At 72.9% G+C, this 24,813-nt stretch carries 18 protein-coding genes; 4 read left to right on the plus strand and 14 right to left on the minus strand.

Going from position 1 to position 24,813, the window contains the following annotated elements; all coding sequences use genetic code 11:
• Together sufB and EDD34_RS12815 are read right to left on the minus strand one after the other, a co-directional pair.
• Positions 1 to 1,431 (minus strand): Fe-S cluster assembly protein SufB, encoded by a 1,431-nt coding sequence (sufB, locus tag EDD34_RS12810; RefSeq protein ID WP_123814921.1) that lies wholly within the window; start codon positions 1,429 to 1,431, stop codon positions 1 to 3.
• Entirely contained in the window at positions 1,428 to 2,318 is an 891-nt protein-coding gene (locus EDD34_RS12815) for a helix-turn-helix transcriptional regulator (RefSeq protein ID WP_123814922.1), read from the minus strand. Before EDD34_RS12815 ends, sufB begins: the two co-directional genes overlap by 4 nt.
• A 921-nt stretch (positions 2,319 to 3,239) precedes the next feature.
• On the opposite strand from EDD34_RS12815, the gene EDD34_RS12820 reads away from it, so the two are divergent.
• Positions 3,240 to 4,202 carry a hypothetical protein gene (locus tag EDD34_RS12820; protein ID WP_123814923.1) on the plus strand — a complete coding sequence of 321 codons (963 nt, stop codon included), beginning with the start codon at positions 3,240 to 3,242 and terminating at the stop codon, positions 4,200 to 4,202.
• 69 nt (positions 4,203 to 4,271) lie between these two features.
• Here the strand turns inward: EDD34_RS12820 and EDD34_RS12825 are convergent, their stop codons facing one another.
• Both EDD34_RS12825 and EDD34_RS12830 read right to left on the minus strand, forming a co-directional pair.
• Positions 4,272 to 5,048 carry an ABC transporter permease gene (locus EDD34_RS12825; protein WP_123814924.1) on the minus strand — a complete coding sequence of 259 codons (777 nt, stop codon included), beginning with the start codon at positions 5,046 to 5,048 and terminating at the stop codon, positions 4,272 to 4,274.
• Positions 5,045 to 6,196: an ABC transporter ATP-binding protein gene (locus EDD34_RS12830; protein WP_246012376.1), complete on the minus strand. Its 1,152-nt coding sequence runs from the start codon at positions 6,194 to 6,196 to the stop codon at positions 5,045 to 5,047. The genes EDD34_RS12825 and EDD34_RS12830 overlap by 4 nt, the downstream gene beginning before the upstream one ends.
• Before the next feature lie 709 nt (positions 6,197 to 6,905).
• On the opposite strand from EDD34_RS12830, the gene EDD34_RS12840 reads away from it, so the two are divergent.
• Together EDD34_RS12840 and EDD34_RS12845 are read left to right on the plus strand one after the other, a co-directional pair.
• Positions 6,906 to 8,540, plus strand: coding sequence for a S8 family peptidase (locus tag EDD34_RS12840; RefSeq protein WP_123814926.1), 1,635 nt, complete (start codon positions 6,906 to 6,908; stop codon positions 8,538 to 8,540).
• Between the two features lie 75 nt (positions 8,541 to 8,615).
• The gene (locus EDD34_RS12845; protein ID WP_123814927.1) at positions 8,616 to 9,587 is read left to right on the plus strand and encodes a COX15/CtaA family protein; all 972 of its coding nucleotides are present in this window, start codon (positions 8,616 to 8,618) and stop codon (positions 9,585 to 9,587) included.
• 96 nt (positions 9,588 to 9,683) lie between these two features.
• Here the strand turns inward: EDD34_RS12845 and EDD34_RS12850 are convergent, their stop codons facing one another.
• A complete protein-coding gene (locus EDD34_RS12850) occupies positions 9,684 to 12,164 on the minus strand; it encodes a glycoside hydrolase family 48 protein (RefSeq protein WP_123814928.1) in 2,481 nt (826 codons plus the stop codon).
• A 215-nt stretch (positions 12,165 to 12,379) separates the two neighbouring features.
• Here EDD34_RS12850 and EDD34_RS12855 point away from each other — a divergent pair, with 215 nt between their 5' ends.
• Positions 12,380 to 13,318, plus strand: coding sequence for a hypothetical protein (locus tag EDD34_RS12855; protein WP_123814929.1), 939 nt, complete (start codon positions 12,380 to 12,382; stop codon positions 13,316 to 13,318).
• A 195-nt stretch (positions 13,319 to 13,513) separates the two neighbouring features.
• On the opposite strand, the gene EDD34_RS12860 is transcribed toward EDD34_RS12855, so the two are convergent.
• The 9 genes from EDD34_RS12860 to recN form a co-directional block, all read right to left on the minus strand.
• Positions 13,514 to 14,503 carry a hypothetical protein gene (locus EDD34_RS12860; protein ID WP_211341577.1) on the minus strand — a complete coding sequence of 330 codons (990 nt, stop codon included), beginning with the start codon at positions 14,501 to 14,503 and terminating at the stop codon, positions 13,514 to 13,516.
• Positions 14,504 to 14,621: 118 nt separating this feature from the next.
• Positions 14,622 to 15,392: a DUF4230 domain-containing protein gene (locus EDD34_RS12865; protein ID WP_123814930.1), complete on the minus strand. Its 771-nt coding sequence runs from the start codon at positions 15,390 to 15,392 to the stop codon at positions 14,622 to 14,624.
• An 84-nt stretch (positions 15,393 to 15,476) separates the two neighbouring features.
• A complete protein-coding gene (locus EDD34_RS12870) occupies positions 15,477 to 16,325 on the minus strand; it encodes an NUDIX domain-containing protein (RefSeq protein WP_342774832.1) in 849 nt (282 codons plus the stop codon).
• The gene (locus EDD34_RS12875) at positions 16,318 to 17,994 is read right to left on the minus strand and encodes a CTP synthase (protein ID WP_123814931.1); all 1,677 of its coding nucleotides are present in this window, start codon (positions 17,992 to 17,994) and stop codon (positions 16,318 to 16,320) included. Before EDD34_RS12875 ends, EDD34_RS12870 begins: the two co-directional genes overlap by 8 nt.
• 114 nt (positions 17,995 to 18,108) lie before the next feature.
• Positions 18,109 to 19,785: a murein biosynthesis integral membrane protein MurJ gene (gene murJ, locus EDD34_RS12880; protein ID WP_123814932.1), complete on the minus strand. Its 1,677-nt coding sequence runs from the start codon at positions 19,783 to 19,785 to the stop codon at positions 18,109 to 18,111.
• Positions 19,782 to 20,699, minus strand: coding sequence for a hypothetical protein (locus tag EDD34_RS12885; RefSeq protein WP_123814933.1), 918 nt, complete (start codon positions 20,697 to 20,699; stop codon positions 19,782 to 19,784). Before EDD34_RS12885 ends, murJ begins: the two co-directional genes overlap by 4 nt.
• Positions 20,700 to 20,736: 37 nt before the next feature.
• A complete protein-coding gene (locus EDD34_RS12890; protein WP_123814934.1) occupies positions 20,737 to 21,732 on the minus strand; it encodes a copper transporter in 996 nt (331 codons plus the stop codon).
• 108 nt (positions 21,733 to 21,840) lie between these two features.
• On the minus strand, positions 21,841 to 23,040 hold the full coding sequence (steA, locus tag EDD34_RS12895; protein ID WP_123814935.1) for a putative cytokinetic ring protein SteA: 1,200 nt from the start codon (positions 23,038 to 23,040) through the stop codon (positions 21,841 to 21,843).
• Positions 23,041 to 23,045: 5 nt separating this feature from the next.
• On the minus strand, positions 23,046 to 24,812 hold the full coding sequence (gene recN, locus EDD34_RS12900) for a DNA repair protein RecN (RefSeq protein ID WP_123814936.1): 1,767 nt from the start codon (positions 24,810 to 24,812) through the stop codon (positions 23,046 to 23,048).
• Between the last annotated feature and the right edge of the window lies 1 nt (position 24,813).

A 24,813-nucleotide genomic window follows, 5' to 3' on the forward strand; every position in this document is an offset into this window, starting at 1 on the left:
TCAGCCGACGGAACCTTCCATCTGGAGCTCGATGAGGCGGTTGAGCTCGAGCGCGTACTCCATGGGCAGCTCGCGCGCGATGGGCTCCACGAACCCGCGCACGATCATCGCCATGGCCTCGGTCTCGTCCATGCCTCGGGACATCAGGTAGAACAGCTGGTCCTCGCTCACGCGGGACACGGTGGCCTCGTGGCCCATGGACACGTCGTCCTCACGCACGTCCACGTACGGGTACGTGTCGCTGCGGGAGATCTGGTCCACCAGCAGCGCGTCGCACAGCACGTTCGAGGCGCTGGCGCTCGCGCCCTCCAGCACCTGCACGAGGCCGCGGTAGGACGTGCGGCCCCCACCGCGCGCCACCGACTTGGACACGATGGAGCTCGACGTGTGCGGCGCGGCGTGCACCATCTTGGCGCCGGCGTCCTGGTGCTGGCCCTCGCCGGCGAAGGCGATGGACAGCGTCTCGCCGCGGGCGTGCTCGCCCAGCAGGTAGATCGCCGGGTACTTCATGGTGACCTTGGAGCCGATGTTGCCGTCGACCCACTCCATGGTGGCGCCCTCGGCGGCCGTGGCACGCTTGGTGACCAGGTTGTACACGTTGTTCGACCAGTTCTGGATCGTCGTGTAGCGCACGCGGGCGTTCTTCTTCACGACGATCTCGACCACGGCCGAGTGCAGCGAGTCGGACTGGTAGATCGGCGCGGTACAGCCCTCGACGTAGTGCACGTAGGAGCCCTCGTCCGCGATGATCAGCGTGCGCTCGAACTGGCCCATGTTCTCCGTGTTGATGCGGAAGTAGGCCTGCAGCGGGATCTCGACGTGCACGCCCGGCGGCACGTAGACGAACGAGCCGCCCGACCACACGGCCGAGTTCAGCGCGGAGAACTTGTTGTCACCGGCGGGGATGACGGTGCCGAAGTACTCCTGGAAGAGCTCCGGGTAGTCGCGCAGACCCGTGTCGGTGTCGACGAAGATGACGCCCTGCTGCTCCAGGTCCTCGCGGATCTGGTGGTACACCACCTCGGACTCGTACTGCGCGGCGACGCCCGCCACGAGGCGCTGCTTCTCCGCCTCCGGGATGCCGAGCTTGTCGTACGTCTGCTTGATGTCGTCGGGCAGGTCCTCCCACGAGGTGGCCTGCTTCTCCGTGGAGCGCACGAAGTACTTGATCTTGTCGAAGTCGATGCCCGACAGGTCCGAGCCCCACGACGGCATCGGCTTCTTGTCGAACAGGCGCAGCGCCTTCATGCGCTGCTTCAGCATCCACTCCGGCTCGCTCTTCAGCTCCGAGATGTTGCGGACGACATCCTCGTTCAAGCCGCGCTGAGCGGCCTGACCGGCCTCGTCACTGTCGCGCCAGCCGTATTCGTACGCGCCGATGGAGGAGATGATCTCCTCGTCGGTGCGCTGCTCCTGCGTCGGTGCACTCATCGTGTTCCTTCGGTGGTGGGGTTCGTTCCCAGGGGAATGTTCGTGGTGCAGGCGTGCGCTCCGCCTGCGATGGTCGCGAGGCGCTGCACGTGCGTCCCGAGCAGCTCGGAGAACGCCCGCGCCTCCGCCTCGCAGAGCTCGGTGTGCTCCTCCGCCAGGTGCTGCACGGGGCAGTGCCCCTGGCAGAGCTGGACGGCCGGGACCACGCCGGGAAGCACGGCCGCCCCGCCGGGTACGGACGCGGCGACGCCGGCTGTCTCGGAGGCGTCCCCCGCCAGTGTCGCCGCTGCGGGCACGGGCCGCACGGAGGCGGCGTAACCGTCCTCGCTCAGCAGCGCGGCGAGCCGGGCCGCGCGGGCGGCGACATCGGATCTCGCGGCGCCCCGCGTGGTGTCTCCGGTCGCGCCGGCCTCAGCCGCGTCCAGGCGAGGCGCGTACCGGCGCACGACGGCGTCGTAGCGCTCGCGGGCGAACGCCGCCACGGCCTCGTCCCCGCCGTGGGCGCGCAGGTGACGCAGCAGGTCGGCGGCGATCTCCTGGTAGCCGCCGGCAAGTTCGGACTGTCCGCCGTGGGTGACGACGTAGTGCCGCGCCGGACGCCCCCGGCGCGCCGGACCCGGCTGGCCCTCGTGCACCTCGATCCGGCCCTCGTCCTCCAGGAGGCTCAGGTGTCGGCGCACCGCGGGGGCGGTGAGCCCGAGGGTGGAGGCCAGGTGGGCGGCGGTGACCGGTCCGTCGGAGGCGACGAGCTGCAGCACGTGGCGGCGGGTGGTCCCGTCCGTCTCGTGCGGGTGCCCGGCGTGCGGGCCCGGGGCGGCGGACTGCCGGGCGGGGCGGTCCCGTCGGTCCTGTCGGCCGACGACGGTCGCGGGTGCCTGGGTGCTCATGTCACCTCCTGCGGGAGTCGTGCCGGCTGGTCAGGCCGGCGTGGGCGGTACGGCTCCGCGGACGGAGCCCGTCGCGCTGCGGTAGCCCGTGGCAACACCACGTTCCATCACTCCGCAAACGCTTTAAGGAACATCCTTGTTCCCTAAATGCCGCTTGGCAAGGAAGGCGAACCTCAGAACGTTCCGGATCGAGGCGAAGATCACACTCGTCGCGCTCGGCATCCACGAGCAGCACCCGATGATGGCCGCCGGGTACTCAACCATGGGGCCGAGCACGCCGCCGCGCCGTGGCGCCGGGTACTCAACCATGGGCCGGACACGCCACCGTGCCGTGGCGCCCAGTACTCAACCGCAGGACCGGACACGCCACCGTGCCGCCGGGACCGCGCCGCCGGGACCGTGACGGCGATGACGACTCAGCTGTGGGGTCACCACTGCCGAACCGCAACCCCGGCGTCCGCCCGCCCCGGCCGAACCGCAACCTGAGCACGCCACCGCCGGCCGAACCGCAGCCAGGCGCCGTCCTCCGGCGCCGAACCGCAAAGCCGGCCGGCCCGCCGCCACCGAGTCGCATAATGAATCGTTCAAATCAGCAGTTGGCACGATTCATTGTGCGGTTCGACACCGATGCGTGGCCTCTACGTGCGGTTCGACGGCAGCGGGTGGACAGAGGTCGCAGGTTGGCGGCGAACGATGACACTCGGTTGCGGCTCGGTGGCAGGCAGCAGGCGCGAGCCCCGCCGTGGCGGTGAGCGGAGCGCCCGTTCCACGACCTTCCGCGTGGCCTGAAGCCGTCCCAGGGGACGCCCCATAGCTGTCGCAGCACTTCGACACCGACCACAGGAGCACTCGGCCGTCACTTGTGCACAGGCCACGGCGCAATGCCCCGCACGGATCGCGGCGCCGTCGTCCCATGGAGGCATGAGTAGACAGATCATGCCGCTACCGCCGGAACTGACCCTGGTCGCCAAGCGACAGGAAGGCTTGGTGACGGCCATGCAGTGCCGGGAGTCCGGCCTGTCGTCCGGGCGGGCATCGCGCCTCGTGGACCGGGGCCTGTGGCGGTCGTTGAGCCCGCGCGTCTTCGACACGGCCCCGGCGCCGATGTCCGCACGTCACCCGGATCACCGCCGCCGGCGGGCGGCGATGTTCGGTGCGCTGGAGTTCGGCCCGGATGCGATCGTCGTCGGAGGTCCAGCTCTCGCCCTGCACGGCGTGCTCGGGCTGCCGCCGACCATTCAGCCGCAGATCGCGCTGCCGGGCGGCCGCCGCGTCTACTCCAGGCATCACGTCCGCGCCCGCATGTTCGACGACGGCATGGACGTCATCGAGGTCGAGGGATTCACACTGGCCACCGTCGAATGGGCATTGACCCAGCTGGTTCCTGAGACGAGTCGCGAGGTCGCCATAGCCTGCATGGACTCGGCACGAAACCTAGGGCTGCTGACCTCCGGCGCGCTGCGCCGCTCCCACGCGAGAGCTCGGGGACGTCGGGGAGTCGCCCGGACGCACCCATGGTGGGAGCTCTCGGACCAGCGAGCGCAGTCACCGCTCGAGACGCGCGCCCGGCTGGACTGCGTCGACCACGGAATCCCGCCCGACTCGCTGCAAGTACCTGTCCGCGACGCGGGTGGTGTCGAGCGCCTGGGCGACCTCGGCTGGATCCTCGACGACGGTTCCTGGCTCATCGTGGAGATCGACTCGAACGAGTTCCACACCGGCGCTGCGGCGATCGCCCAGGACATGGCGCGCCACAACGCGATCACGGCTACTGCTCAGACGGTGCTGCACGTGCGCGCCGGGGACGTGTACACCGTCGGCAAGGTATCGGGGCTCGTGCGCGAGACACTCGCCGCCCGCAACAACCGCCGAGGCGACCGGTGACCGCGGTGCGCGCACCGTGCCCGCGGTGCCGCAACAAGACGCCGACGCAGGATGACGCCGACACAGGGTTCAGTGCCACCTGAACCAGCGCGCCGCGGCCAGCGCCGCGGCCACGGTCCAGGCGGCCAGCACCAGCAGCGGCACGGTCGGTAGCGCGCCGCCGAGCAGCGCGCCGCGCACCGCCTCGCCCAGCGCGCCCGACGGCAGCACCGCCGCGAGAGGGCCCAGCGGTCCGAGCCGGTCCGGCGGCACCACGAGGCCGCCGGCCACCACGAGCAGGATCCACACCAGGTTGGCGACCGCCAGCACGCCCTCCGCCCGCACGGTCCCGGCCAGCAGCATCGCCAACGCGGTGAAGCACGCGGTCCCGAACAGCAGCGCCAGCCCTGCGGGGGCGAATCCCGCCGGATCGGGCGTCCAGCCGAGCCCGGCCGCGACGGCGGCCAGCACCGCGACCTGGACCACCAGCACGGCGAGCACCGCGAGCGCCTTGCCCGCGAGCAGTCCGCCACGTCCGAGCGGGGTGGTGGCGAGCAGGCGCAGCACGCCGTTGCGGCGGTCGAAGGCCGTGGCGATGGCCTGCGACGTGAAGGAGCTCGACACGACGGCAAGCGCCAGCACGCCGGGCACGGCGAAGTCGATCCGGCTCACGCCATCGGTGGCGATGCCAAGAAACGGCGCGGTGGCCATCCCGACCAGGACGAGCACGGGCAGGATCACGGAGACGAGTAGTTGCTCGCCGTTGCGCAGCAGGGTCCGGGCCTCGAACGTGGCCTGAGTGAGGACGCGCCGGAGCGGGGGTGCGGCAGCGGGAGCGGCCGCTGCGGCCGGGCGGGTGTCGTTCACCGCAGGTGCCTCCCGGTCAGGTCGAGGAAGACGTCCTCCAGGGTGCGGCCGCCGGTGGTGATGGTCCTGGCGAGTGCTCCGGCGTCGGTCAGCCAGGTGGTGACGGCGGCGAGTGCGGCCGGGTCGACGGGGCCGTCGGCGACGTACACGCCGGGTTCGGTCTCGGTGACGTGCCAGGGGGGTGCGGCCCCCCGGGTGGCCGGTGCGATGCCTGGTCCGGAGGGTTGTGCGGAGGGTTCGGTGCCAGGTGCGGAAGGTTCTGCTGAGGGACCGGTGCCAGGAGTGGACGGCTCGGCGGCACCGTCGGTCTGTCGTGCCAACGGATGTCTGGTGGCATCCGGGACAAGTGCTGATGCGGGGTTCGTCGCGTGGTGCAGCGCTCGTGTCAGCGCCCCCGTGTCCAGGCCGGGCCGGGCCTCGACCAGCACGCGGGCGGCCGTCGTCGTCCCTTGCGCTCCGTCGTGGGCGAGGAGTTCTGGCACGGTGCCGGCCGCGATGACGCGGCCGTGGTCGACGATGTGGACGTGGTCGGCGAGGTCAGCGGCCTCGTCCATGAGGTGGGTGGTGAGGACGACGGCGACGCCGTCGGCGCGAAGCTCCCGGATCAGGTCCCACACGGCGCGGCGGGACTGCGGGTCCATGCCCGCACTGGGCTCGTCGAGGAAGATCACCTGCCCGCGCCCGACAAGGGCGCACGCCAGCGCGAGCCGCTGCCGCTGGCCGCCGGACAGCCGACGCACGCCGGTGCGGGCGAAGCCGCCGATGCCGAGGCGTTCGGACAGCTCGCCGACGTCTCGCGGGGTGGCGTACATGGCGGCGACGTGTCGCAGCACCTCGCCGGCCCGTGCTCCGGAGGGGAGACCGCCGTCCTGCAGCATGACGCCCACGCGGGGTCGCAGGGCGGCGGCGTCGGCAGCGGGGTCGAGGCCGAGGACGCGCACGGAGCCGCCGTCGGGCGTGCGGAGGCCTTCGCAGCACTCGACGGTGGTGGTCTTGCCCGCCCCGTTGGGCCCGAGGACCGCGGTGACGGCGCCGGCGTGGGCGGTCAGGTCGAGGTGTTCGACGACCGCCCGGCCTCCGTACCGCTTGACGAGTCCGCGCACCTCGACGGCGGCCGGGCCACCGGGCGCGGGCGGGGAGACGGTCACCGGGTCATCCTAGGCGCCGCGCGACAAGGCCGATGCCGCTCCGCCGCCGAGCCGAAGGATCCCCGAGCCGAGGAATCCCCGAGCCGAAGGATCGACGCTCGCCGAACCGCAGCCAGGCACCGTCAAGGGCGGTCGAACCGCAGGCTGAATCGTGCCATCGAGCGATTCGAACGATTCACCATGCGGTTCGGTGGACAGTTCCGGCGTCTCGGTGCGGTTCGGCGTGACGGGCCGATGTCTTCATTGCGGCTCGGCAGGCCAAGCGGCACCCCCACTGCGGTTCGGCGGGCGGGGCCGACACCCCCACTGCGGTTCGGCGGACAGCCCGACGCCCGACTGCGGTTCGGCGAAACGCGCCGGTACCCGGGTTCAGCAGCGGATCGATGGGCGGGATCGGCATCGGCATCCGCCGCGCGTCACCGCGGGTGGGCCTCCGCGCGGGGCCGCCACCCGGCACCCGGCGACCGGCGACCGGCGACCGGCACCCGGCGGCCGGCACCCGGCACCCGCCACCCACCCGGCACCCGGCCCGACTACCCACGCACCATTTTTCACCCCATACAGATCCGCTATGACCTATTTGTCAACGGACAATCAGCCCGAACCCCTACGATTTTCGTTGACGCAAACCTATGCTTCCGTTGACCCTTGCGATGCTTTGCGGCATCGCATACCGATTCCGGAGAACCCGGACACCGGGAGGTAGAAAATGAAGCGCGTCACCCCACACGACCCCGGCTCACGCCGGAGCCCTCGCGCGAGGCGATGGGCCGCGACCGCGGCCGGACTCGCCGTCATCGCCGCACCCGCACTGGCCGCACCGAGCGTCGCCAGCGCCGCGGCACCCCTGGACGACAAGCCGCGGATCATCGCGGCCGACTCCCCCGACGCGGTCGCCGGCGAGTACATCGTGGTGCTCGACGAGTCCGAGGTCGGCATCCAGCAGGTCACCGGCAAGGCTCACGGCCTGGTCAAGAAGTACGGCGGCACGGTCAAGAACTCGTACAAGACCGCGATCCGCGGCTTCAGCGCGAAGATGTCGCCCGGCCAGGCGAACAAGCTCAGCAAGGACCCGGCCGTCGCGTACGTCGAGCAGAACCAGGTGGTGCACGCCACCGCCACCCAGGCGCCGACGCCGTCCTGGGGCCTGGACCGCATCGACCAGCGCGACCTCCCGCTGGACGACTCCTACACCTACCCGAACTCCGGGACGGGCGTCACGGCCTACATCATCGACACCGGCATCCTGACCACCCACCAGGACTTCGGCGGCCGCGCCTCCCACGGGACCGACACGGTCGACGGTGACAGCAACGCCACCGACTGCAACGGCCACGGCACCCACGTGGCGGGCACCGTCGGCGGCTCGTCGTACGGCGTCGCCAAGGACGTCGACCTGGTGGGCGTCCGCGTGCTCGACTGCGCGGGCTCCGGCACCTACGACGGCGTCATCGCCGGCATCGACTGGGTCACCGCCGACCACGCGGCGGGCGAGCCCGCCGTGGCGAACATGTCCCTCGGCGGCGGCTTCTCCCAGGCGGTCAACGACGCCGTGGCCGACTCCATCGCCGACGGCGTGACCTACGCGCTGGCCGCCGGCAACGAGTACGCCGCCGACGCCTGCAACACGTCCCCGGCCTCGACGCCGGAGGCGATCACCGTCGGCGCCACCCAGAGCAACGACGCCCGCGCGTCGTACTCCAACGTCGGGACCTGCCTGGACATCTTCGCGCCGGGGTCGTCCATCACGTCGGCATGGCACACGTCGAACTCCGCGACGAACACCATCTCCGGCACCTCGATGGCTTCGCCGCACGTCGCCGGCGCGGCCGCGCTCGTGACCGCGGCCAACCCGGGGTACACACCCCAGCAGGTCCGCGACCAGCTCGTGGCCGACGCCACCACCGGCGCGGTCTCGAACCCGGGCTCCGGCTCGCCGAACGCCCTGCTCTACGTCGGCGACGAGGCGAACAACCCGCCGGACCCGGACCCCGAGCCCGAGCCCGGCTGCTCCGGCAGCAGCACCGCGGACGTCGACATCGACGACAACTCCACGTCCGAGTCCACGATCGCCATCGCGGACTGCGCCGCCCCGAGCGGCACGGCCACCGTCGACGTCGACATCGTCCACACCTGGGTCGGTGACCTCACGGTCTCGCTCGTCTCCCCGGACGGCAGCGTCTACACGCTGCGTGAGCGTTCGGGCGGCAGCGCGAACGACATCACCGAGACCTACACGGTCGACGTGAGCGGCGAGTCGCCCGACGGCACCTGGGTCCTGCGCGTGCAGGACTCCGCCACCTGGGACACGGGCTACATCGACGGCTGGAGCCTCTCGCTCTGAGGCCGTGACCAGCACCACGCCCGACGGCGGTCGTCCGCAACCCGGACGGCCGCCGTCGGGCACTACCGTGGGGGCGTGAGCACGTCCGACACGCAGGCCGCACCGGCCGACACCCCACCGGCCGGCCCCGCCGCCCCCGGCCCGAACCTCCCCGCGCGCCTGACGGCCCGGCTGCGCCGCTGGACCCCCGCGATCCTCTGGGCGAACCTGATCAGCCAGATCGGCATCATCGTCACCGGCGGCGCGGTCCGCCTCACCGGGTCCGGCCTCGGATGCTCCACCTGGCCCGAGTGCGAGCCCGGCCAGTTCACCCCCGCCTTCCACGAGGCCACCAGCCTGCACCCGTACATCGAGTTCGGGAACCGCACCCTGACCGGGGTGCTCGGCGTCATCGCGCTCGCGGTGTTCCTGGTGATGATCTCGGACACGTCACGGACGCGGGGCTACCGGCTGCTCGGGCTGGTCCCCGGGCTCGGCGTGATCGGGCAGGCCGTGATCGGCGGCGTCGTCGTCCTCCTCGACCTGCATCCGGGCTGGGTGTCGCTGCACTTCGGCGTGTCGGGCGCGCTGGTGGCCCTGTCCCTGTACCTGCTGCACCGCAGTGCCGAGGGCGACGGCCCGCCCCGCGTCGTCGTCCCGGCAGCGGCTCACGCCCTGGCCTGGGCACTGGGCGCGCTGACCGTCGTGGTGGTCGTGCTGGGTGTCCTGACCACCGGAGCGGGCCCGCACTCCGGTGACGCCGAGGTCGGCTACCGGCTGGCGCTGGACCCCGCGGCGATGTCGAAGGCGCACGCGGCCGCCGTCTGGGCGTTCCTGGTCGCGCTGGCCGCCTACCTGGTCGTGCTGCACCGGGCTGTCGGCGGCCCTCTCGCCGCCGCCCGACGCGCGGCCTGGCTGCTGGTCGCGATCACGCTCGCGCAGGGCGTGATCGGCTACGTCCAGTACTTCACGGGCCTGCCGATCCTCCTGGTCGGCCTGCACATGCTGGGCGCTGCCCTGATGATCGCCGGCACCACCCGGGTGCTCCTGACGACCCGCGTCCGCTGAGCCGACGGCGAAGGCCGGGGTGACGGATTCCGTGAATCCGTCACCCCGGCCCCCCGCCTCAGCGGTCGACCCAGAAGGTCTCCCGCCCCGCCGGCGTCAGTCGGCGGTGCAGGTGACCGCCGGGGACGACGGCGGGCTGCCGTTGCCGATGAGGCCGAACTCCGCGGAGCCGCCCTCCGACAGCGAGCCGTTCCAGCCGACGTCGGACGCCGTCACCTGGGAGCCCGACGAGCTGAACTCCGCGTTCCAGCCCTGGGTGAACGTCGCCGGAGCGAGGTCGAACGACGTCGTCCAGCCGGAGACCGCCGTGTTCGCCGTCACCTCGACCGTCGCCTGGAAACCGCCGCCCCAGGAGTTGACCACCGTGAGCGTCGCCTCGCAGGCGGACGCCGGGTCGGTCGGGTCGTCGGTCGGATCGTCCGTCGGGTCATCCGTCGGGTCGTCCGTCGGGTCGTCCGTCGGCGTCGGCGTCGGGTCCGGGTCCCGCGGGTCCGCGATCAGGCGGTCGTACTCGGCGTACGCCGTGGCCACGGCGGTCTGCGCCCAGAAGCGGTGGTACCGGAACTCCGGCACCGGGCCGCCGTCCAGGTGCTCCTGGACCTCCGCGAACATCGGGTCGTCCTCGTAGAACGAGCGGATGTCCAGGAAGGAGACACCCGGCTCGATCACGTCGCCGTTCGGGTAGGTACCGCTCCAGTCGCTCGGCACGTAGATGCCGTCGCCGTCGCCGCCCTCGTAGACGTCGTCGAACCGGCTGTAGTCGGCACGGGTCTCGAGGCTGGACACGCCCAGGTCGTCGGTGTTCTGCTCGTGGATGGCGTCGAGCAGGTCACCGGCGGTGTCGGCCGCGGCCTGGTCGCCGGAGGCGGCCGCCCAGTAGGTCAGCGTCTTGGCGATGGCGCCGGCCACCCCGACGTCCTGGCCGTGGTCGGTGACCTCGACGTGCAGCCCGGAGTTGCTGCCCGGGTCGTCGGGGTTCCAGGTGTCAGGTGCGCCCGACCAGCTCAGCGTGGCCGGAACCGCCCAGTCCGTGTCCGAGATCGTGATCTCGGAGATGACCCAGGGCACCCACTTCTCCAGGATGGCCTCGGCGCGCGCGTCCCCGGTCTCGTGGTAGATCTGCGCGATGCGCTCGACGCCCCAGCCCTGCATGCCGAACCACTGGTTCGACGGCGGGTCGTGGTAGACGGGGTCGACGTCGTAGGCCATGCCGTAGAACGTGGGCGTGCCCGCCGGGTGCGCCGAGTAGTCGCCACCCACCGAGTTCGTCGCGCCGCCCGCGATGCCGCCCTCGTCGGACTGCAGCCACTGGAAGAACTCGACCTGCCGGTCGTAGCTCTCGGCCCAGTCGGACTCCGCCGTGGCCGACGCCGGGATCAGGTCGGGGTCGTTGGACAGCGCCCACGCCGCCATCGGGTTCTGGTAGCCGAAGTGCGCGTGGCTCGAACCGATGCGCCAGGCCCACGGGCCGCTCGTGTCGAGCGCCCCGCCCCACGCGTAGTACCAGGAGAGCAGGTAGTGCGCGGAGCTCTTGCCCGAGCCCGCCGCGCACGACGGCGACTCGCAGCCCACTTCCTTGAAGTACTTGTCGAAGAGCGAGTACCGCAGGTAGTCACCCATCTTCGACGCCTTGTCCACGGTGCCGGCGATCTGCCCCTCGGCGCCCTGGGCCTCGGCGAACTGCTTGGCCCAGTACACGGCCTCGACCGAGCGGGCGTCCGCGTCCGGCGCGTTCGTGTACTTCCACTGCTGGGCGTACTCCGCGTCGTCCGTGAACAGGTCGAGGTAGCCGTTCGGCCCGCCGTAGGAGAAGTCGTCGATCGACGGCTGCGGGATCGTCTCCCACACCGACTCCTGCTCGCCACGCTGGAACGTGTTGATGTAGCTGGTGCCCTCGTAGTCCGGGCCCAGAAGCTCCGAGGACCCCGGTGCGGCGCCGAAGCCGTACACGTTGTCGACGTCCGCGAGCCAGTGCATGCCGTAGATCTCGTCGGTGCCGTAGGTGCTGCTCAGCTCGCTGGCGATCGGGTCCGAGCCCACCGAGACGCCGCTGTCGATCTGCGACGGGTACTCGCTCGGGTGCGCGTGCTCCGCGGCGTAGGTGGCCGGGGAACCCGCGTCGTAGGCGCCGTTCGTCGGCTGGTTCTCCGTGGTGGGGATCATGTACGCCTCGAGCGTGTCCCACGCGTCGTTGAAGGGCGCCCAGTCACCGGTCAGCTCGCCGTACGACGCCTCCAGCCACAGCCAGAACGAATAGGCCTCGCTCGTGGTCTCGTGACCGTAGTCCGGCGCCTCGACCATGAGGGTCTCGACCGCGTGGTACGGGATGCCCTGGTCGGAGAAGTAGCCGCTGGCCGGGTCCTTGATCTTGTCGTACATGTCGAGGAAGCGGTCGGCATAGGGGCCCGCCAGCGCGCGGGCCTCGTCCGCCGCCGTCGACGTCCCCTGGGTGACGCCGGTCCGCGTGGTCTCCACGCCCGCCGCCGTCGCGCCCGCGGTCGCGAAGGCCACGGCGGCGAGGGTGCTGACGGCGACAGCAGAGCGCCGCCATCGTCTCCGGTTCGGTTCTCGGGTCATTGCTGCCCTCCTGGGTCCTGCGCCCATCGGCGCGGCACCCGCAACGGTGCGGGCGCCTGGACGACGGTCCGGCACAGCGCCCCCCGGCAACAACGGCGTTAACCGTTTCACAGCGCCGGGCGCCGAGCGCGGTCCGGCCCCGGGTTTTCCGTCCGTGACGTCCAGGTCCGCTGTAGAGTGGGCCGGACCTCGGTACAACAGAACCACGGAGCACGATGACGGACAGCGCCGGTCCCAGCACCCCCGAGCCCCCCGGCGGAGACCGTGGCGACGAACGCCTGGCCCGCGCCGAGGAACTCGCCCAACTCGGCATGGAGCCCGTCGGGGGCTCCGTCCGGCCGTCCGGCCCGGGCAGCGCCTGGCCGGCCATCACGGTCGCGCTCCTGACGGTCGCGGCGTGGGCACCGGTCGTTCTCACGTTCCTCCGGGTGGGGGTCCACCCGGAACCGTTCGCCTTCCGCACCGACAACCTGTTCTGGGTGCTGGTCACGGCCGGCGCGCCGGCCACGATGATGCTCGCCGCCGGAGCCTCCGGCCTGCACCCCCGTGCGGCGGGTGCGGCGGGCCTGCGGATCGCCGCCGCCGTCGTGGCCGGGGCGCAGTTGTTCGTGCTCGCCGTGATCGCCGTGATCCAGCTGCTCTGGGACGCCCGGGAGACGATCCTGGCCGAGACGGTCTTCACCATCGTCGCCGTCGTGCTCGCGGCAGGCGCCGTGGTGCTCGCCCAGGGTGCCGCCCGGGCAGGCCGGCACGACGCCGTGACACCCTTCTGGCACCGCGCCCCGGTGATCGGGCTGCTCTGCGTGATGCTGGGGCAGACCGTCCTGGTCGTCGCCGCGACCGCACGGTTCCCGGACGCGGTGGGCCTCTACGTCACCTCGCTCCTGATCGGCGCGGTGACGGCGATCGCGGCGCTGGTCGGGCTGTGGCTCGTGGGCCGGGCACGCCCCGCCGCCGGGTGGGCGGGCGCGGTGATCCTGTGCCTGCTCGTGGTGCTGCTGCTCGGCTCGATGTTCAACGTTCTCGCCCTCGCCGACCTGCCACTGTCGCAGCGCGTGGTCGACTCCGCGCAGCTCGTGCTGTTCGCGCTCGGGGCCGTGACGGCCGTGCTCGCGGCGCGCGCCGGGACGAGGTCCGCGGGAACGGACCCGTGACCCGGGCGTGAGCCCTCGCCGGGTCCGCGGCCTCCGGACCGCTCTCGGGCAGCGTCTCCGGCCCGACGCCGCGTCGCGGACGTCCCGGCGAAGACCGAGCGGTCAGGTCCCGGCGCGACGACAAGCGGGTCCGGCGGGCGTCGACGACACGGTCGAAACCCGCCGGACCCGCTCGGTCGGCCCGGCTCCCGGGGCTCAGATCTCCGGCATCGCCGACACGTCGACGGGCGGGGCCACGTCGAGGTCCACCGGCGCGGGCGGGATCGCGGACGCGCCGCCCAGGGCGCGGGTGCCGACCACGCCCGTGGCGAAGTTCGCGTGGCACTGCGGGCAGTACCACTCGGGCGTCGGGACCGGCACGTCGAACCCGCCGTAGACGACATCGTGCGGCATGTGCATCTCGTCGTGGATCGCCTCGTTCCACACGATCCGCTTCGCGGTACCGCGCGAGTGGCAGGACGGGCAGGCCGGGCGCATCCGGGCGCGCTGCGCGCCGATGGCGTGCGGGTGCAGCAGCTCGTGGCACGGGTCGCACACGAGGAACGTGTCGCCGATGAGCCGGTTCAGGTCGCGGGGCGCGGCCTTCTCCTTGGCGGCGGCGCGAGCGCCGTCGTCGTGCGGGCGCAGCTCCGTGACGTCGACGAACTGCTCGCACGAGTAGCACCGCTCCTCGTGCCGCAGGTCCGCACCGGTGATCTGGCGGTGCCCCAGCAGGCGCAGCACGTGCAGGTTCGGTGAGAGGCGGCCCGTCTCGCAGTCGCCGGGCTCGAGCGTGCCGGAGGCACCGTTGCGGAACTGCCCCGCGATACCGTCCAGCACGAGCCGCGCGTGCTCCTGCGGCAGCCAGCCCGAGGAACGCGCGTACGCCGACGCCCCGCTGAACAGGTCGTCCCAGAGCACGGGCTTGTCCGGGCCGAACAGCTCGTCGGCGATCCAGTCCTCGCCCTGCGTGGTGCCCATCAGCTCCACGGACGCCACGATGCCCGGGTCGGAACCCACCACGGTGACCACCACGTCACCGCGCTGCGGGCCGTCGGCGCCACGCGGCAGCAGATGCTCGTTGCCGCCGGTGGCGACGGCGACGGCCTCACGCAGCCAGTCCTCCGACCAGTTCAGGTACACGGAGGGGACGAGCCACGCGGGCAGGGACGAAACAGGGGGAAGCATGTCCGGTTCGCTGGTCACCGCGGAAGAGTAGCGCAGCGCGCCGCCACGGATAAACCCGCCCGGACCGACGCCTCCGCCCGTCGCGGGCGTCCCGCGGCCGCACCCGCCCTCGGGCGTCCGGGCGGCGCTCCCGCCGTCAGCCCGCTCCGGTCTCCTCGAACTCGACCGTCACCGACTCGTAGCCCAACGACGTGATCAGGGCCTCCAGCGTCCTGGTGGTGTTCTCGCGCGCCCGTCCCGTCAGCTCGGACTCCTCGGCCGCCGCGGCGATCTTGTCCGCTCCCTGCGCGAGGGCCTCCTGGCGGACGTCCGTGTCGGTCTCGAACAGGTCACCGACGCGATCGACCAGTCCCCTGTCCTCGCTCAGGGCGTGGCTGGAGGCCAGGTCGACGCGCGGCTCCGCCAGCTCCGGCTCCGGCACGGTGACCGTCACGGCCGTGCCGTCGCGGGAGATCTCGATCGCGTCCGGGTCCAGGTCCGAGAACTCCACGTACGACTCCACCGACCCGTTCACCACGAGCGTCAGGCGTGATCCCGCGAGCCATCCAGGCAGGTACTTGACGTCCTGCTCCAGGTCCACCAGCACCTGGTACTCCGCCTCGGCCGCGACGAACCGTGCCAGGTCCCGCATGCCGAGCAGCACCGGCTCGGTCGAGTGGTCGACCTCGGACGTCGTGAACGGGTTCAGGTTGTCCAGCAGCACCCGCACGAACGCGTCCCGGAAGTCGTCCTTCAGCCCCGCCAGGACGCCGGCCACGATCCCCGACGCGACCGCGAGGCCCGCGAGGGCGCCGATGGTCCCGGCCAGCCACGCGGGCATCCGCCGCGCGCGCCTCGTGCCCGACGACGGCGGCCGGGTACCGTCGCCCGCGCCGGTGTGCCCGGCCCGTCCCGCGGTGTCGTCCATGCCCGTCCCCCTCGCTCGTCGGAGCCGACAAGTCTGACTTGCCAGCTTCAAGGGGACAAACAGTAGTGGCTCACACGGCGCCGGTCAGTTGCGGCGGTACTCCCACGGGGACGTGAGCGGGCGGAGGGTCCTCCAGGAGTTCGCCCGCCCGATGACCGCCGCCAGGATGCCCGAGACCGTGGGTCCGTTGTGCAGGCGGCCCGCCAGGGCGAGCGCCGCGGCCTCCTCCAGCGGGACCGGGACGGCCACCATGTCGGCCTCCTCGGCCTCGCGGACGTGCCGCTCGGACTCCGGCACCGGAGTGAGCTCCCGGGCCAGGAAGACGCGGACCGCCTCGTTGCTGCCGCCCGGGGTGGGCAGCAGGTCCAGGAGCACGTCCCAGCGGGCCGCGCGGACGTCCGCCTCCTCGGCGAGCTCGCGCGCGGCCGCGATGTGGGGGTCCTCGCCGTCGATGTCGAGCAGCCCGGCCGGCAGCTCCCAGAGGAACGCTCCCACCGGGTGCCGGTACTGGCGCAGCAGGAGCACGTTGCCGTCGTCGTCCACCGCCACGACGACCACCGACCCGGGATGGTTCGTGTACTCGCGTCGCACGACCCCGGCCGGACCCAGGTCCACCTCGTCGACGGCGACATCGACGATGCGCCCCTGGAACGGGATGTCGAGACGGCGCGCGGGGCGGGGCGCGACGACGTCGACGATGCCGGCCGACGCGCCGGGACGCGCCGGGGAACCGGGCTCGGGGCCGGTCGCCGGCGCCGGCCGGCCCGTGGCCTCCGCGGGCCACGACGGCCCGCCCGCCGCCACGTGCGCCGGCCGCTCCTCGGGCTGCCACGCGGCCGGGATCGGACCCGTGAGCGGGAACCGCTCGATCGGTTCCGGCGGCTCGGACGGACCCGGGTGCTCTGCGCCCACCAGCTCCACCAGCTCAGGCACCTTGGTGCTCGAGCGCGGCCGCGATGAGCCCCGCGAACAGCGGGTGCGAGCGCGTGGGACGCGACTTGAACTCGGGGTGCGCCTGCGTGGCCACGTAGTACGGGTGGACGTCGGCCGGGAGCTCGACGAACTCCACGAGCGTGCCGTCCGGGCTGGTCCCGGAGATCACCAGGCCGGCCTCCTCGAGCTGGCCGCGGTAGGAGTTGTTCACCTCGTACCGGTGGCGGTGGCGCTCGGCGACCCGCTCGGTGCCGTACGCCTTGGCGGTCACGGACCCGGGCACCAGGTGCGCGTCGTAGGAGCCGAGCCGCATGGTGCCACCCAGGTCGCCCTCGCCCTCCACGATCGCCTTCTGCTCGATCATGGTCGCGATCACCGGGTGGGACGAGTCCGGCGTGAACTCGGTCGAGGAGGCGTCGGCGAACCCGAGCACGTTCCGGGCATACTCGATGACCATCGACTGCAGGCCCAGGCAGATGCCGAGGGTGGGCACGCGGTTCTCCCGCGCCCAGCGCAGCGCACCGACCTTGCCGTCGATCCCGCGCACGCCGAACCCGCCGGGAACCAGGACGGCGTCGACCCCCTCGAGGGACGACTCGGCGCCGGCCGGGGTGCTGCACTCGTCCGCCGCGACCCAGCGGATCGTGACCTTGGCGTCGTTGGCGAAGCCGCCCGCCCGCAGGGCCTCGGTGACCGACAGGTAGGCGTCGGGCAGGTCGATGTACTTGCCCACCAGCGCCACCTCCACGGTGTGCGCGGGGCTGTGCACCCGCTCCAGGAGCTGCACCCAGCCGTCCCAGTCGACGTCGTGGAACGGCAGGTCGAGGCGCCGCACGACGTAGGCGTCGAGGCCCTCGGCGTGCAGTACGCGCGGGATGTCGTAGATGCTCGGCGCGTCGACGGCGTTGACCACGGCCTCGTTGTCGACGTCGCACATCAGCGCGATCTTGTTCTTCACCGACTCCGGCACGATGCGGTCGGCGCGCAGCACGATCGCATCCGGCTGGATACCGATGCTGCGCAGCGCCGCCACCGAGTGCTGGGTGGGCTTCGTCTTCAGCTCGCCGGACGGGCCGATGTACGGCACGAGCGAGACGTGCAGGAAGAACACGTTGTCGCGGCCGAGCTCGTGCCGCACCTGCCGCGCGGACTCGAGGAACGGCTGCGACTCGATGTCACCCACCGTGCCGCCGATCTCGGTGATTATCACGTCGACGTCCTCGGACGCCTGGTCACGCATGCGGCGCTTGATCTCGTCGGTGATGTGCGGGATCACCTGCACCGTGTCGCCGAGGTAGTCGCCGCGCCGCTCCGTCGCGATCACGCGCGAGTACACCTGGCCGGTGGTGACGTTCGAGGAGGCCGGCAGCTCCACGTCGAGGAAGCGCTCGTAGTGTCCGATGTCGAGGTCCGTCTCGGCACCGTCCTCCGTGACGAACACCTCGCCGTGCTGGAACGGGTTCATCGTTCCCGGGTCGACGTTGAGGTAAGGATCGAGCTTCTGCATCGTGACCCGCAGGCCGCGCGATCGCAGGAGCCTCCCGAGCGAGGAGGCCGTGAGCCCCTTGCCGAGCGAGGAAGCGACACCTCCGGTGACGAAGATGTGCTTCGTCGTCGCGGAGCGGGAGCCGAGGCGGTTCAGGAGCTGTCTGTTCAGGGGATCGACCACGGAACTCCAGCCTACCCGTCATCGGCCGGTGCGCCCGAGGAAAACGCGCGAAGAACTCGCGTAGTTCGTGTCACACCCGCGCGTCCTCGCGGCCACCGGTGGTTCTCCACCCGGTCATCCGCCGCCCGGGGCGCCGCGCGGGCCCCGGAGCCGCGCGCGCAGACCGGCGTCGGACAGCGCCGCCACGGCGACGACGACGACGGCCGCCACCAGGCCGGCCGCCAGACCCGAGCCGAGCGCGAGGACGAAGTCACCCAGGACGAACTCGACCTCACCCGCCGCGGGCCCGCCGTCGGCCACGCCGGGCGTCCCTCCCCCGCGCCGGAGCAGGGACGCCGCGCCGTACCCGGCGACCACCCCGAGCACGGTCCCCGCCACGAGCGCGAGCCCCGTCCGGCCCGTCCCCGCGAGCGCCGCGCGCCCCAGGTAGCGCCGCACCGCGACGAGGAGCCCGGTCCCCGCGACGGTCATGCCGAGTGTTCCCGCGGCGCCGAGGGCGCCGAGCACGAGGACGGGGTCCGTGGGCCCCGTCCCGCCGGGACCGCCGAACGCGGCCCACACCGCCAGCAGGGCGGCCACCATGACCCCCCAGCCGGTGGCGGTGGCCACGACGGCGGCCCGTCCGCGGTCGACGGCGTAGAGGGCGCGCGACAGGTGCAGGACGAGCGCGTAGCCCACGAGTCCGGGCGCCATCCAGGCGAGGGCGGAGGCCATGCCCGGTGCGTCGCCGGTGACGAGGAGGTCGAAGACGAGCTCGACGGCCGGCGCCGCGGCGACGAGGGCGGCGACGCCGGCCGCGGCGACGAGGAGGAGGGTGCGGGTGGTGCTCGCGACGAGGGCGCGCAGGTCGTCGGTGCGGCCGGCCGCGGCGTGGGCGGTGAAGTGCGGGAAGGCGCTGGTCGCGATGGGGAACGCGAGGACGGCGTAGGGCAGGAGGTACACGTTGTAGGCGTACAGCCAGGTGGTGTAGCCGCCCAGGTCGGTGCCGACCTTCATGACCACGACGAGCGCGATCTGCTGTGCCACGAGCGCCCCGACGCCGGCGAACGCCAGGTGCGCGGCGCGCCGGCCCTCGCCGTCGGGGAACCGGAGCGTGGGCCGCAGGCGCAGCCCGGTGCGCAGGGCGGGCAGCACGAGCGGGAGGGCGAGGGCGAGGACGCCGGCCGTGATGCCCCAGGCGAGCCAGTCGAGCGCGCGGGCGGGGATCTCGGCGAGGTCCTGCGCGCCCCGGTCGGGCAGGCGCGCCGCGTAGCCCCAGTACACGCCGATGACGACGAGGCTGGAGATCAGCGGGCTGAAGGCGGGCCAGAAGAACCGCCGGTGGGCCTGGAGCATGCCGCCCAGCACGACCGCGAGGCCGTACATCGGCACCTGGACGGCGAACACGCGCAGGAACGCGGCGACGACGGGGGTCAGCGGATCGTCCACGAGCCAGGCCGCGACCGGGCCGGCCAGCAGTGCCATCAGTCCCCCGGCGGGGACGAGCACCACCAGGGTCCATCCGAGCAGGGCCGAGGCGGAGCGGGACGCCTGCTCGCGGCCGGCGTCCGTGCTCGGCGCGCGGCTGAGCGGCCCGGCCACGAGGGGGACGACGGCGCCCGCGAGCGCCCCGCCGGCCGCGACCTCGAACAGGACGTTGGGCAGGAGGTTCGCGGCGTTGAACGCGTCGGTGAAGGTGCCGTTGCCCACCCAGTAGCCCTGTGCGAGCCAGCGGCCGAAGCCGACGATCCGGCTCGCGAGGGTGACCAGGGTGACGAGCAGCGCGGCCCGCGCGAGTCCCGATCTCGTCAAGGTGTGACGCCGGGCGGGGCCGGGCGGCGACCCAGCATGTCGATACGGTGCAGCCCGGGCGTGGACCGGATGACCTGGGAGAAGCTCACCTTCTCGGACGCGAGGGTCAGCCCGACGACGCCCGCCAGCGCGGCGAGCCGCACCGGGCGCGGCGCCCCGAAGGCGAGCTGGGAGCCGATGAGCGCGCCGAGGGCGTTCGCGCCGCCGTCGCCGAGCATGTCCCGCTCGCCGAGGTCGGCGGGGGCGGCCACGGCGGCGGCGCCGAGCACCGCTCCGGTGACCGCGCTCGCTCCTGGCGCGGCGCCGGCGCCCGGGGTCCCGGCGCCCGCCACGGCCCCGGCGGCGAGGCTCGCCGCGGTGGCGACCTTCAGAGCGCGGCCGGGCCGCAGGTCGAAGAGGTTGACGAGGTTCGCGGTGCCGCCGATGAGCGCGCCGTTGACCCCGACGTCGACCAGGTGGGTGAACGGCCCGCCGCGGCGCGGTGTCCCGGCGGCGGCCGCCACCAGGGCGGACGTACAGATGCCCAGTACCTTGAGCCCGCCGGTGGTGACCTGTCCGCGGGCGAGCGCGCCGAGGTGCCCGCGCAGCCCTTTCGCGGTCGCGGTGGCGTCCTCGGCGACGTCGTCGATCACGCCGAACGTCCCCGCGGCGGCGGTGGCGAACGCCGTCGGGCCGGCCGCGGGGCCGCCGGCCACGACTGCCCCGGCCGCGAGACCGGCCGCCACGGCCGGGCCCTCCAGCATGCTGATGGGCTCGCCGCGATGGTTCGTCCGGGTCCACGCCTCGGCGGTCGCGACCTTCTCGTGCACGCGCTTCAGCTCGCCCGAACGCACGGCGGCCTCCAGCCGGGCGCGCGCCCACGCGGTCGTCGCGCCCGCGGCCAGTGCCGCGGCGGCGAACCGGAAAGCTCCCATGGCAGTGCTCCTTCGCGTCGGTCTTCTCGGTGCCGCGTCAGTCCTCGGGCGCCGGCGGGATCACTGCCGTGTCCGCCTCGGGTCCGTAGTGGTCCACGTACCCGGTCAGCGTGGACGCGAGCGCCAGCGGCACCGTGATCCTGCCGGCCAGTTCCGTCACCTCGCTCACGGTGCTCACCTCGCGCGCCAGGCCGTCGTCGGACCGGACGCGCTGCACGACGTCGTCGCCGTCGGTGGCGGGGCCCGCGAGCACGGCCGTCCCCGCGACGCGCTCGACGCCCAGGACGGCACCCGCCCACACGTCGCCCGCGTACCGCGGGTTCGCGGGCTCGGGGGTGGCCGTCTCCGCGTCGCCGTCCTCGGCCTCGGCCTCGGCCGTGGCCTCGTCGGGCTCGGCCGCGGCGGACAGGAGGACGACGGCGGTCGCCGGGACGGTCTGTTCGTCGGCGGTCCGCAGCAGCCCGAACGTCGTGAGCTGCTGCTCCAGGTCCAGCGCGGTCATGCTGCGCTCGCCGGCGGACTCGGTGCCGGTGAGCGCGAGCGTCACGGCGGAGGCGAGCGTGGCCACCGGGTTGTCCTCGATCGTCTCGACGCCGGCGTCGGCAAGGGTGTCGCGCAGCCCGTCGGCAACGGTCGTCCGGGTGGACTCGTCGTCGGCCTCGGTCCAGCTCATGGGCAGCTTCGCGCTGACGACGACGTCGGCCCCCGCCGTCTCGAGCTGGTCGATCACGCCCGCCCGCGTCCCGGAGGGCACGTCGCCCAGGCCGACGACGGCGACGCGGCGGCCGGTCAGCACCTCGTCCAGGAGACGTGGTCCCGCGGCGGCCAGGAACGCCTCGTCCGCCGCCAGCTTGCCGGTCGTGTCGTCGAGCTGGGCGCGCAGGACGTTGCGCTCCTCGCGCAGCGTGTCGACCTGCCGGGTGAGGGTCTCGCCGAGGGCCCCCTGGAGCGGCCCCGCTCCGAGGATGATGCCCACCGCGAGGGCGATGAACACCGAGATGAGGGAGACGAGGTGGTAGCGGAAGTCGATCACGAGGGGCGAAGGTCCTTCATTCGGTGCGCGGGCGGCGGGTGCGAGCCCGGGGCGCGACGTCGCGGAGGTGGACGGGTGACGGAGGTGGACGGAAGGGGGCGGCGGTGGTCAGCCGCCGAACAGGCTACCCAGCCAGGACCAGAAGTCGTCGAAGCGCGCGCCCAGGATGCCGAAGAACGTCTGCCCGGCGGACGTCGCGCCGATGGCGGCCAGCACCGCCGACACGCCGGCCAGGGACAGCATGGTGAGCTGGGTGTTGGAGATGCGCGTGCGGTACAGGCGCGAGACGCCCTTCGCGTCGATGAGCTTGCCGCCCACCCGCAGCCGGGTCAGGAACGTCGACGCCATCCCGGCTCGCCCCTTGTCCAGGAACTCCACCAGGGTGGCGTGGGTGCCGACGGCGACGATGAGCTCGGCGCCCTTGTCGTCCGCGAGCAGCATCGTGATGTCCTCGCTGGTGCCGGTGGCGGGGAACACGACGGGTTCGACGCCGAGCTCACGCACCCGCTCCAGGCCGGGAGCCTTGCCGTCGCGGTAGGCGTGCACCACGACCTCGGCGCCGCAGGCGAGCGCGCGGTCGGAGACGGAGTCCATGTCACCGACGATCATGTCCGGCTTCCAGCCCTCGTCGATGATCGCGTCCGCACCGCCGTCGACCCCGATGAGGACCGGACGGTTCTCCTTGACGTACGACCGCAGCATCGCGAGGTCCTCGCGATAGTGGTAGCCGCGCACGACGATGAGCACGTGGCGCCCGGCGATCGGGGTGCGGATGACGGGCACGCCCACGCCGTCGAGCAGGAGGTCCCGCTCGCGGCGCAGGTACGTCATGGTGTTCTCGGCGAACCGCTCGATCTCCACCGAGAGGCCCTCACGGGCGGCGGCCATCGCCGTCTCGAGGGAGGCGGTGGTCTGCCGCTCCCCGCTGGCGATCACCTCGCCGCCCGCCATGACCTGGGCGTCGAGGATCTGGAGCGGGGTGCGCTCCTCGAGCGCCATGACGGCGGGGCCCAGGTCGTCGATCAGCGGGATGCCCGCCTCGAGCAGGATGCCGGGGCCGGTGTTCGGGTACCGGCCGGTGACGGAACGGGCCGCGTTCAGCACGGCGGCCGGCTGCGCGGCCACGAGCGCGTCGGCGGCCACGCGGTCGATGTCCGCGTGGTCGATGACGGCGATGTCGCCCGGGTTCAGGCGGCCGGTGAGTTCCTTGGTGCGTTCACCCACGCGGGCGGGTCCCGTGAGCGGGCCGCCACCGGGGTCCGTCCGCTCCTCGTCGCGCTGGCCGGGCCGGGTCATGATCAGCTTCATCGCCCTCATCGTCCCACGACCGACGACTCCAGGAGCTCCAGCGCGTGTTGCCGGGCCGTGGCGGAGTCGTCCTGGCCCGAGAGCATGCGCGCCAGCTCGACGACGCGGTTCTCGTCCGTGACCTCACGCACTCCCGTGACGGTGATCATCCCGTCGTCGGCGGCGTCGCCGGGACCGTCGTCGGTCGACTTCGTCACCACGAGGTGGGCGTCACCGAACGCGGCCACCTGCGCCAGGTGCGTCACCACCACCACCTGCGTGGTGCGGCCCAGCCGCGCCAGTCGGCGGCCCACCTCGACCGCGGCCCGACCGCCGACACCGGCGTCCACCTCGTCGAACACGAAGGTCCGCCGCAGGGCCGCCGCGGCGGCGCCGTCGCGGGCGCCGTCCTCCCGCTTGTGCGGCGAGGTGGCGAGCGCCACCTCCAGGGCGAGCATGACGCGCGACAGCTCACCGCCCGAGGCGCCCTTGCCCAGCGGGCGCGGCGGGGCTCCCGGGTGGGGTACGAGCAGCATGGTGACCTGGTCGCCGCCGTACGGCCCGAGGGTGTCCGCGGGCGCGACGGTGACCTCAAGGTGGGCGCCGCCCATCGCGAGGCCGTGCAGTTCGGTGGTGACGGCCTCGGCGAGCTCGGCGGCGCCCGAGGTGCGTGCCTCGGTCAGGGCGCCCGCGAGGCGGTCCAGCTCGGCGTCGAGCTCGGCGACACGGTGCTTCATGGACTCCAGGCGGTCGCCGCCGTCGTCCAGGTCGAGCAGCCGCAGGCCGGCGTCGCTCGCCCACTGCAGCACGTCGTCGATCGTCTCCCCGTAGCTCCGGGTCAGGCCGTTCAGGTCGGCCATGCGCGCGTGCGCGGTCTCCAGACCGCCCGGATCCGCCTGGAGGTCGTCCAGGTAGGCGGCGACGTCCGTCGCGAGGTCGTTGATTAGGTACCCGACCTCGGCGGACCGGGTCGCCAGCTCACCGAGCGCCGGGTCGGACTGCGCGCCGCCCTCCAGCGCCCGCCGAGCGGCCTCGACCAGCGCGATCGCGCTGCGCTGCGCGCCGGTCTCGTCCTCGCCGGCCAGGGCCTGGTGCGCCTCGCCGGCCGCGACACGCAGCCCTTCCGCGTTCGACAGCCGCTCGATCAGTGCCGCGAGCTCCGCGTCCTCACCCGGCTGCGGGTCCACGCGCTCGATCTCCTCGAGCCCGATGCGCAGCAGCTCGACCTCCCGGGCGCGCTCCGCGGCCCGGGCCTCCGAGCCGGCGATCTCCGCGAGCAGCCCGGTGCGCTCGGACCAGGCCGTCCGGTACTCGGCGAGCACGCCCTGGTGGACGGGCCCCGCGAAGTCGTCGAGCGCGTCGCGCTGCTTGGCGCTCGTCCGCAGGCGCAGCTGCTCGGCCTGCCCGTGCACGGTGACGAGGTCGTCCGCGATCTCCGCGAGCACGCCCTGCGGCACGGCACGCCCGCCGAGGTGGGCGCGGGAGCGGCCGTCGGCGATGGTGCGCAGCACCACCACCGTGCCGTCGTCCTCGAGCTCGCCGCCCGCCTCGTCCACCCGTGCCGCGGCCGTGGGATGCCCCGACACGCGGATCCTGCCCTCCACGGCGGCGCGGTCGGCGCCCGGGCGGACCGACTGCGGGTCGGCCTTCCCGCCCATGAGCAGGTTCAGCCCCGTGAGCACCATCGTCTTGCCCGCGCCCGTCTCCCCCGTGATGACGGTCAGCCCCTCGGACAGGGGCACGCGAGCGCCGCGGATGACGCCCAGGTTCTCGATCGCGATCTCCTCGAGCACG

Origin of the sequence: Myceligenerans xiligouense (assembly GCF_003814695.1) — a bacterium.
Classification (GTDB): Bacteria; Actinomycetota; Actinomycetes; order Actinomycetales; family Cellulomonadaceae; genus Myceligenerans; species Myceligenerans xiligouense.

Coding starts and splice junctions, on each gene's coding strand:
- EDD34_RS12865 (WP_123814930.1), bottom strand. CDS start 15,392: ATGGACGACACCGCGGGACGGGCCGGGCACACCGGCGCGGGCGACGGT.
- EDD34_RS12840 (WP_123814926.1), top strand. CDS start 6,906: ATGAAGCGCGTCACCCCACACGACCCCGGCTCACGCCGGAGCCCTCGC.
- sufB (WP_123814921.1), bottom strand. CDS start 1,431: ATGAGTGCACCGACGCAGGAGCAGCGCACCGACGAGGAGATCATCTCC.
- EDD34_RS12850 (WP_123814928.1), bottom strand. CDS start 12,164: ATGACCCGAGAACCGAACCGGAGACGATGGCGGCGCTCTGCTGTCGCC.
- EDD34_RS12885 (WP_123814933.1), bottom strand. CDS start 20,699: ATGGGAGCTTTCCGGTTCGCCGCCGCGGCACTGGCCGCGGGCGCGACG.
- EDD34_RS12820 (WP_123814923.1), top strand. CDS start 3,240: ATGAGTAGACAGATCATGCCGCTACCGCCGGAACTGACCCTGGTCGCC.
- EDD34_RS12815 (WP_123814922.1), bottom strand. CDS start 2,318: ATGAGCACCCAGGCACCCGCGACCGTCGTCGGCCGACAGGACCGACGG.
- EDD34_RS12855 (WP_123814929.1), top strand. CDS start 12,380: ATGACGGACAGCGCCGGTCCCAGCACCCCCGAGCCCCCCGGCGGAGAC.
- steA (WP_123814935.1), bottom strand. CDS start 23,040: ATGAAGCTGATCATGACCCGGCCCGGCCAGCGCGACGAGGAGCGGACG.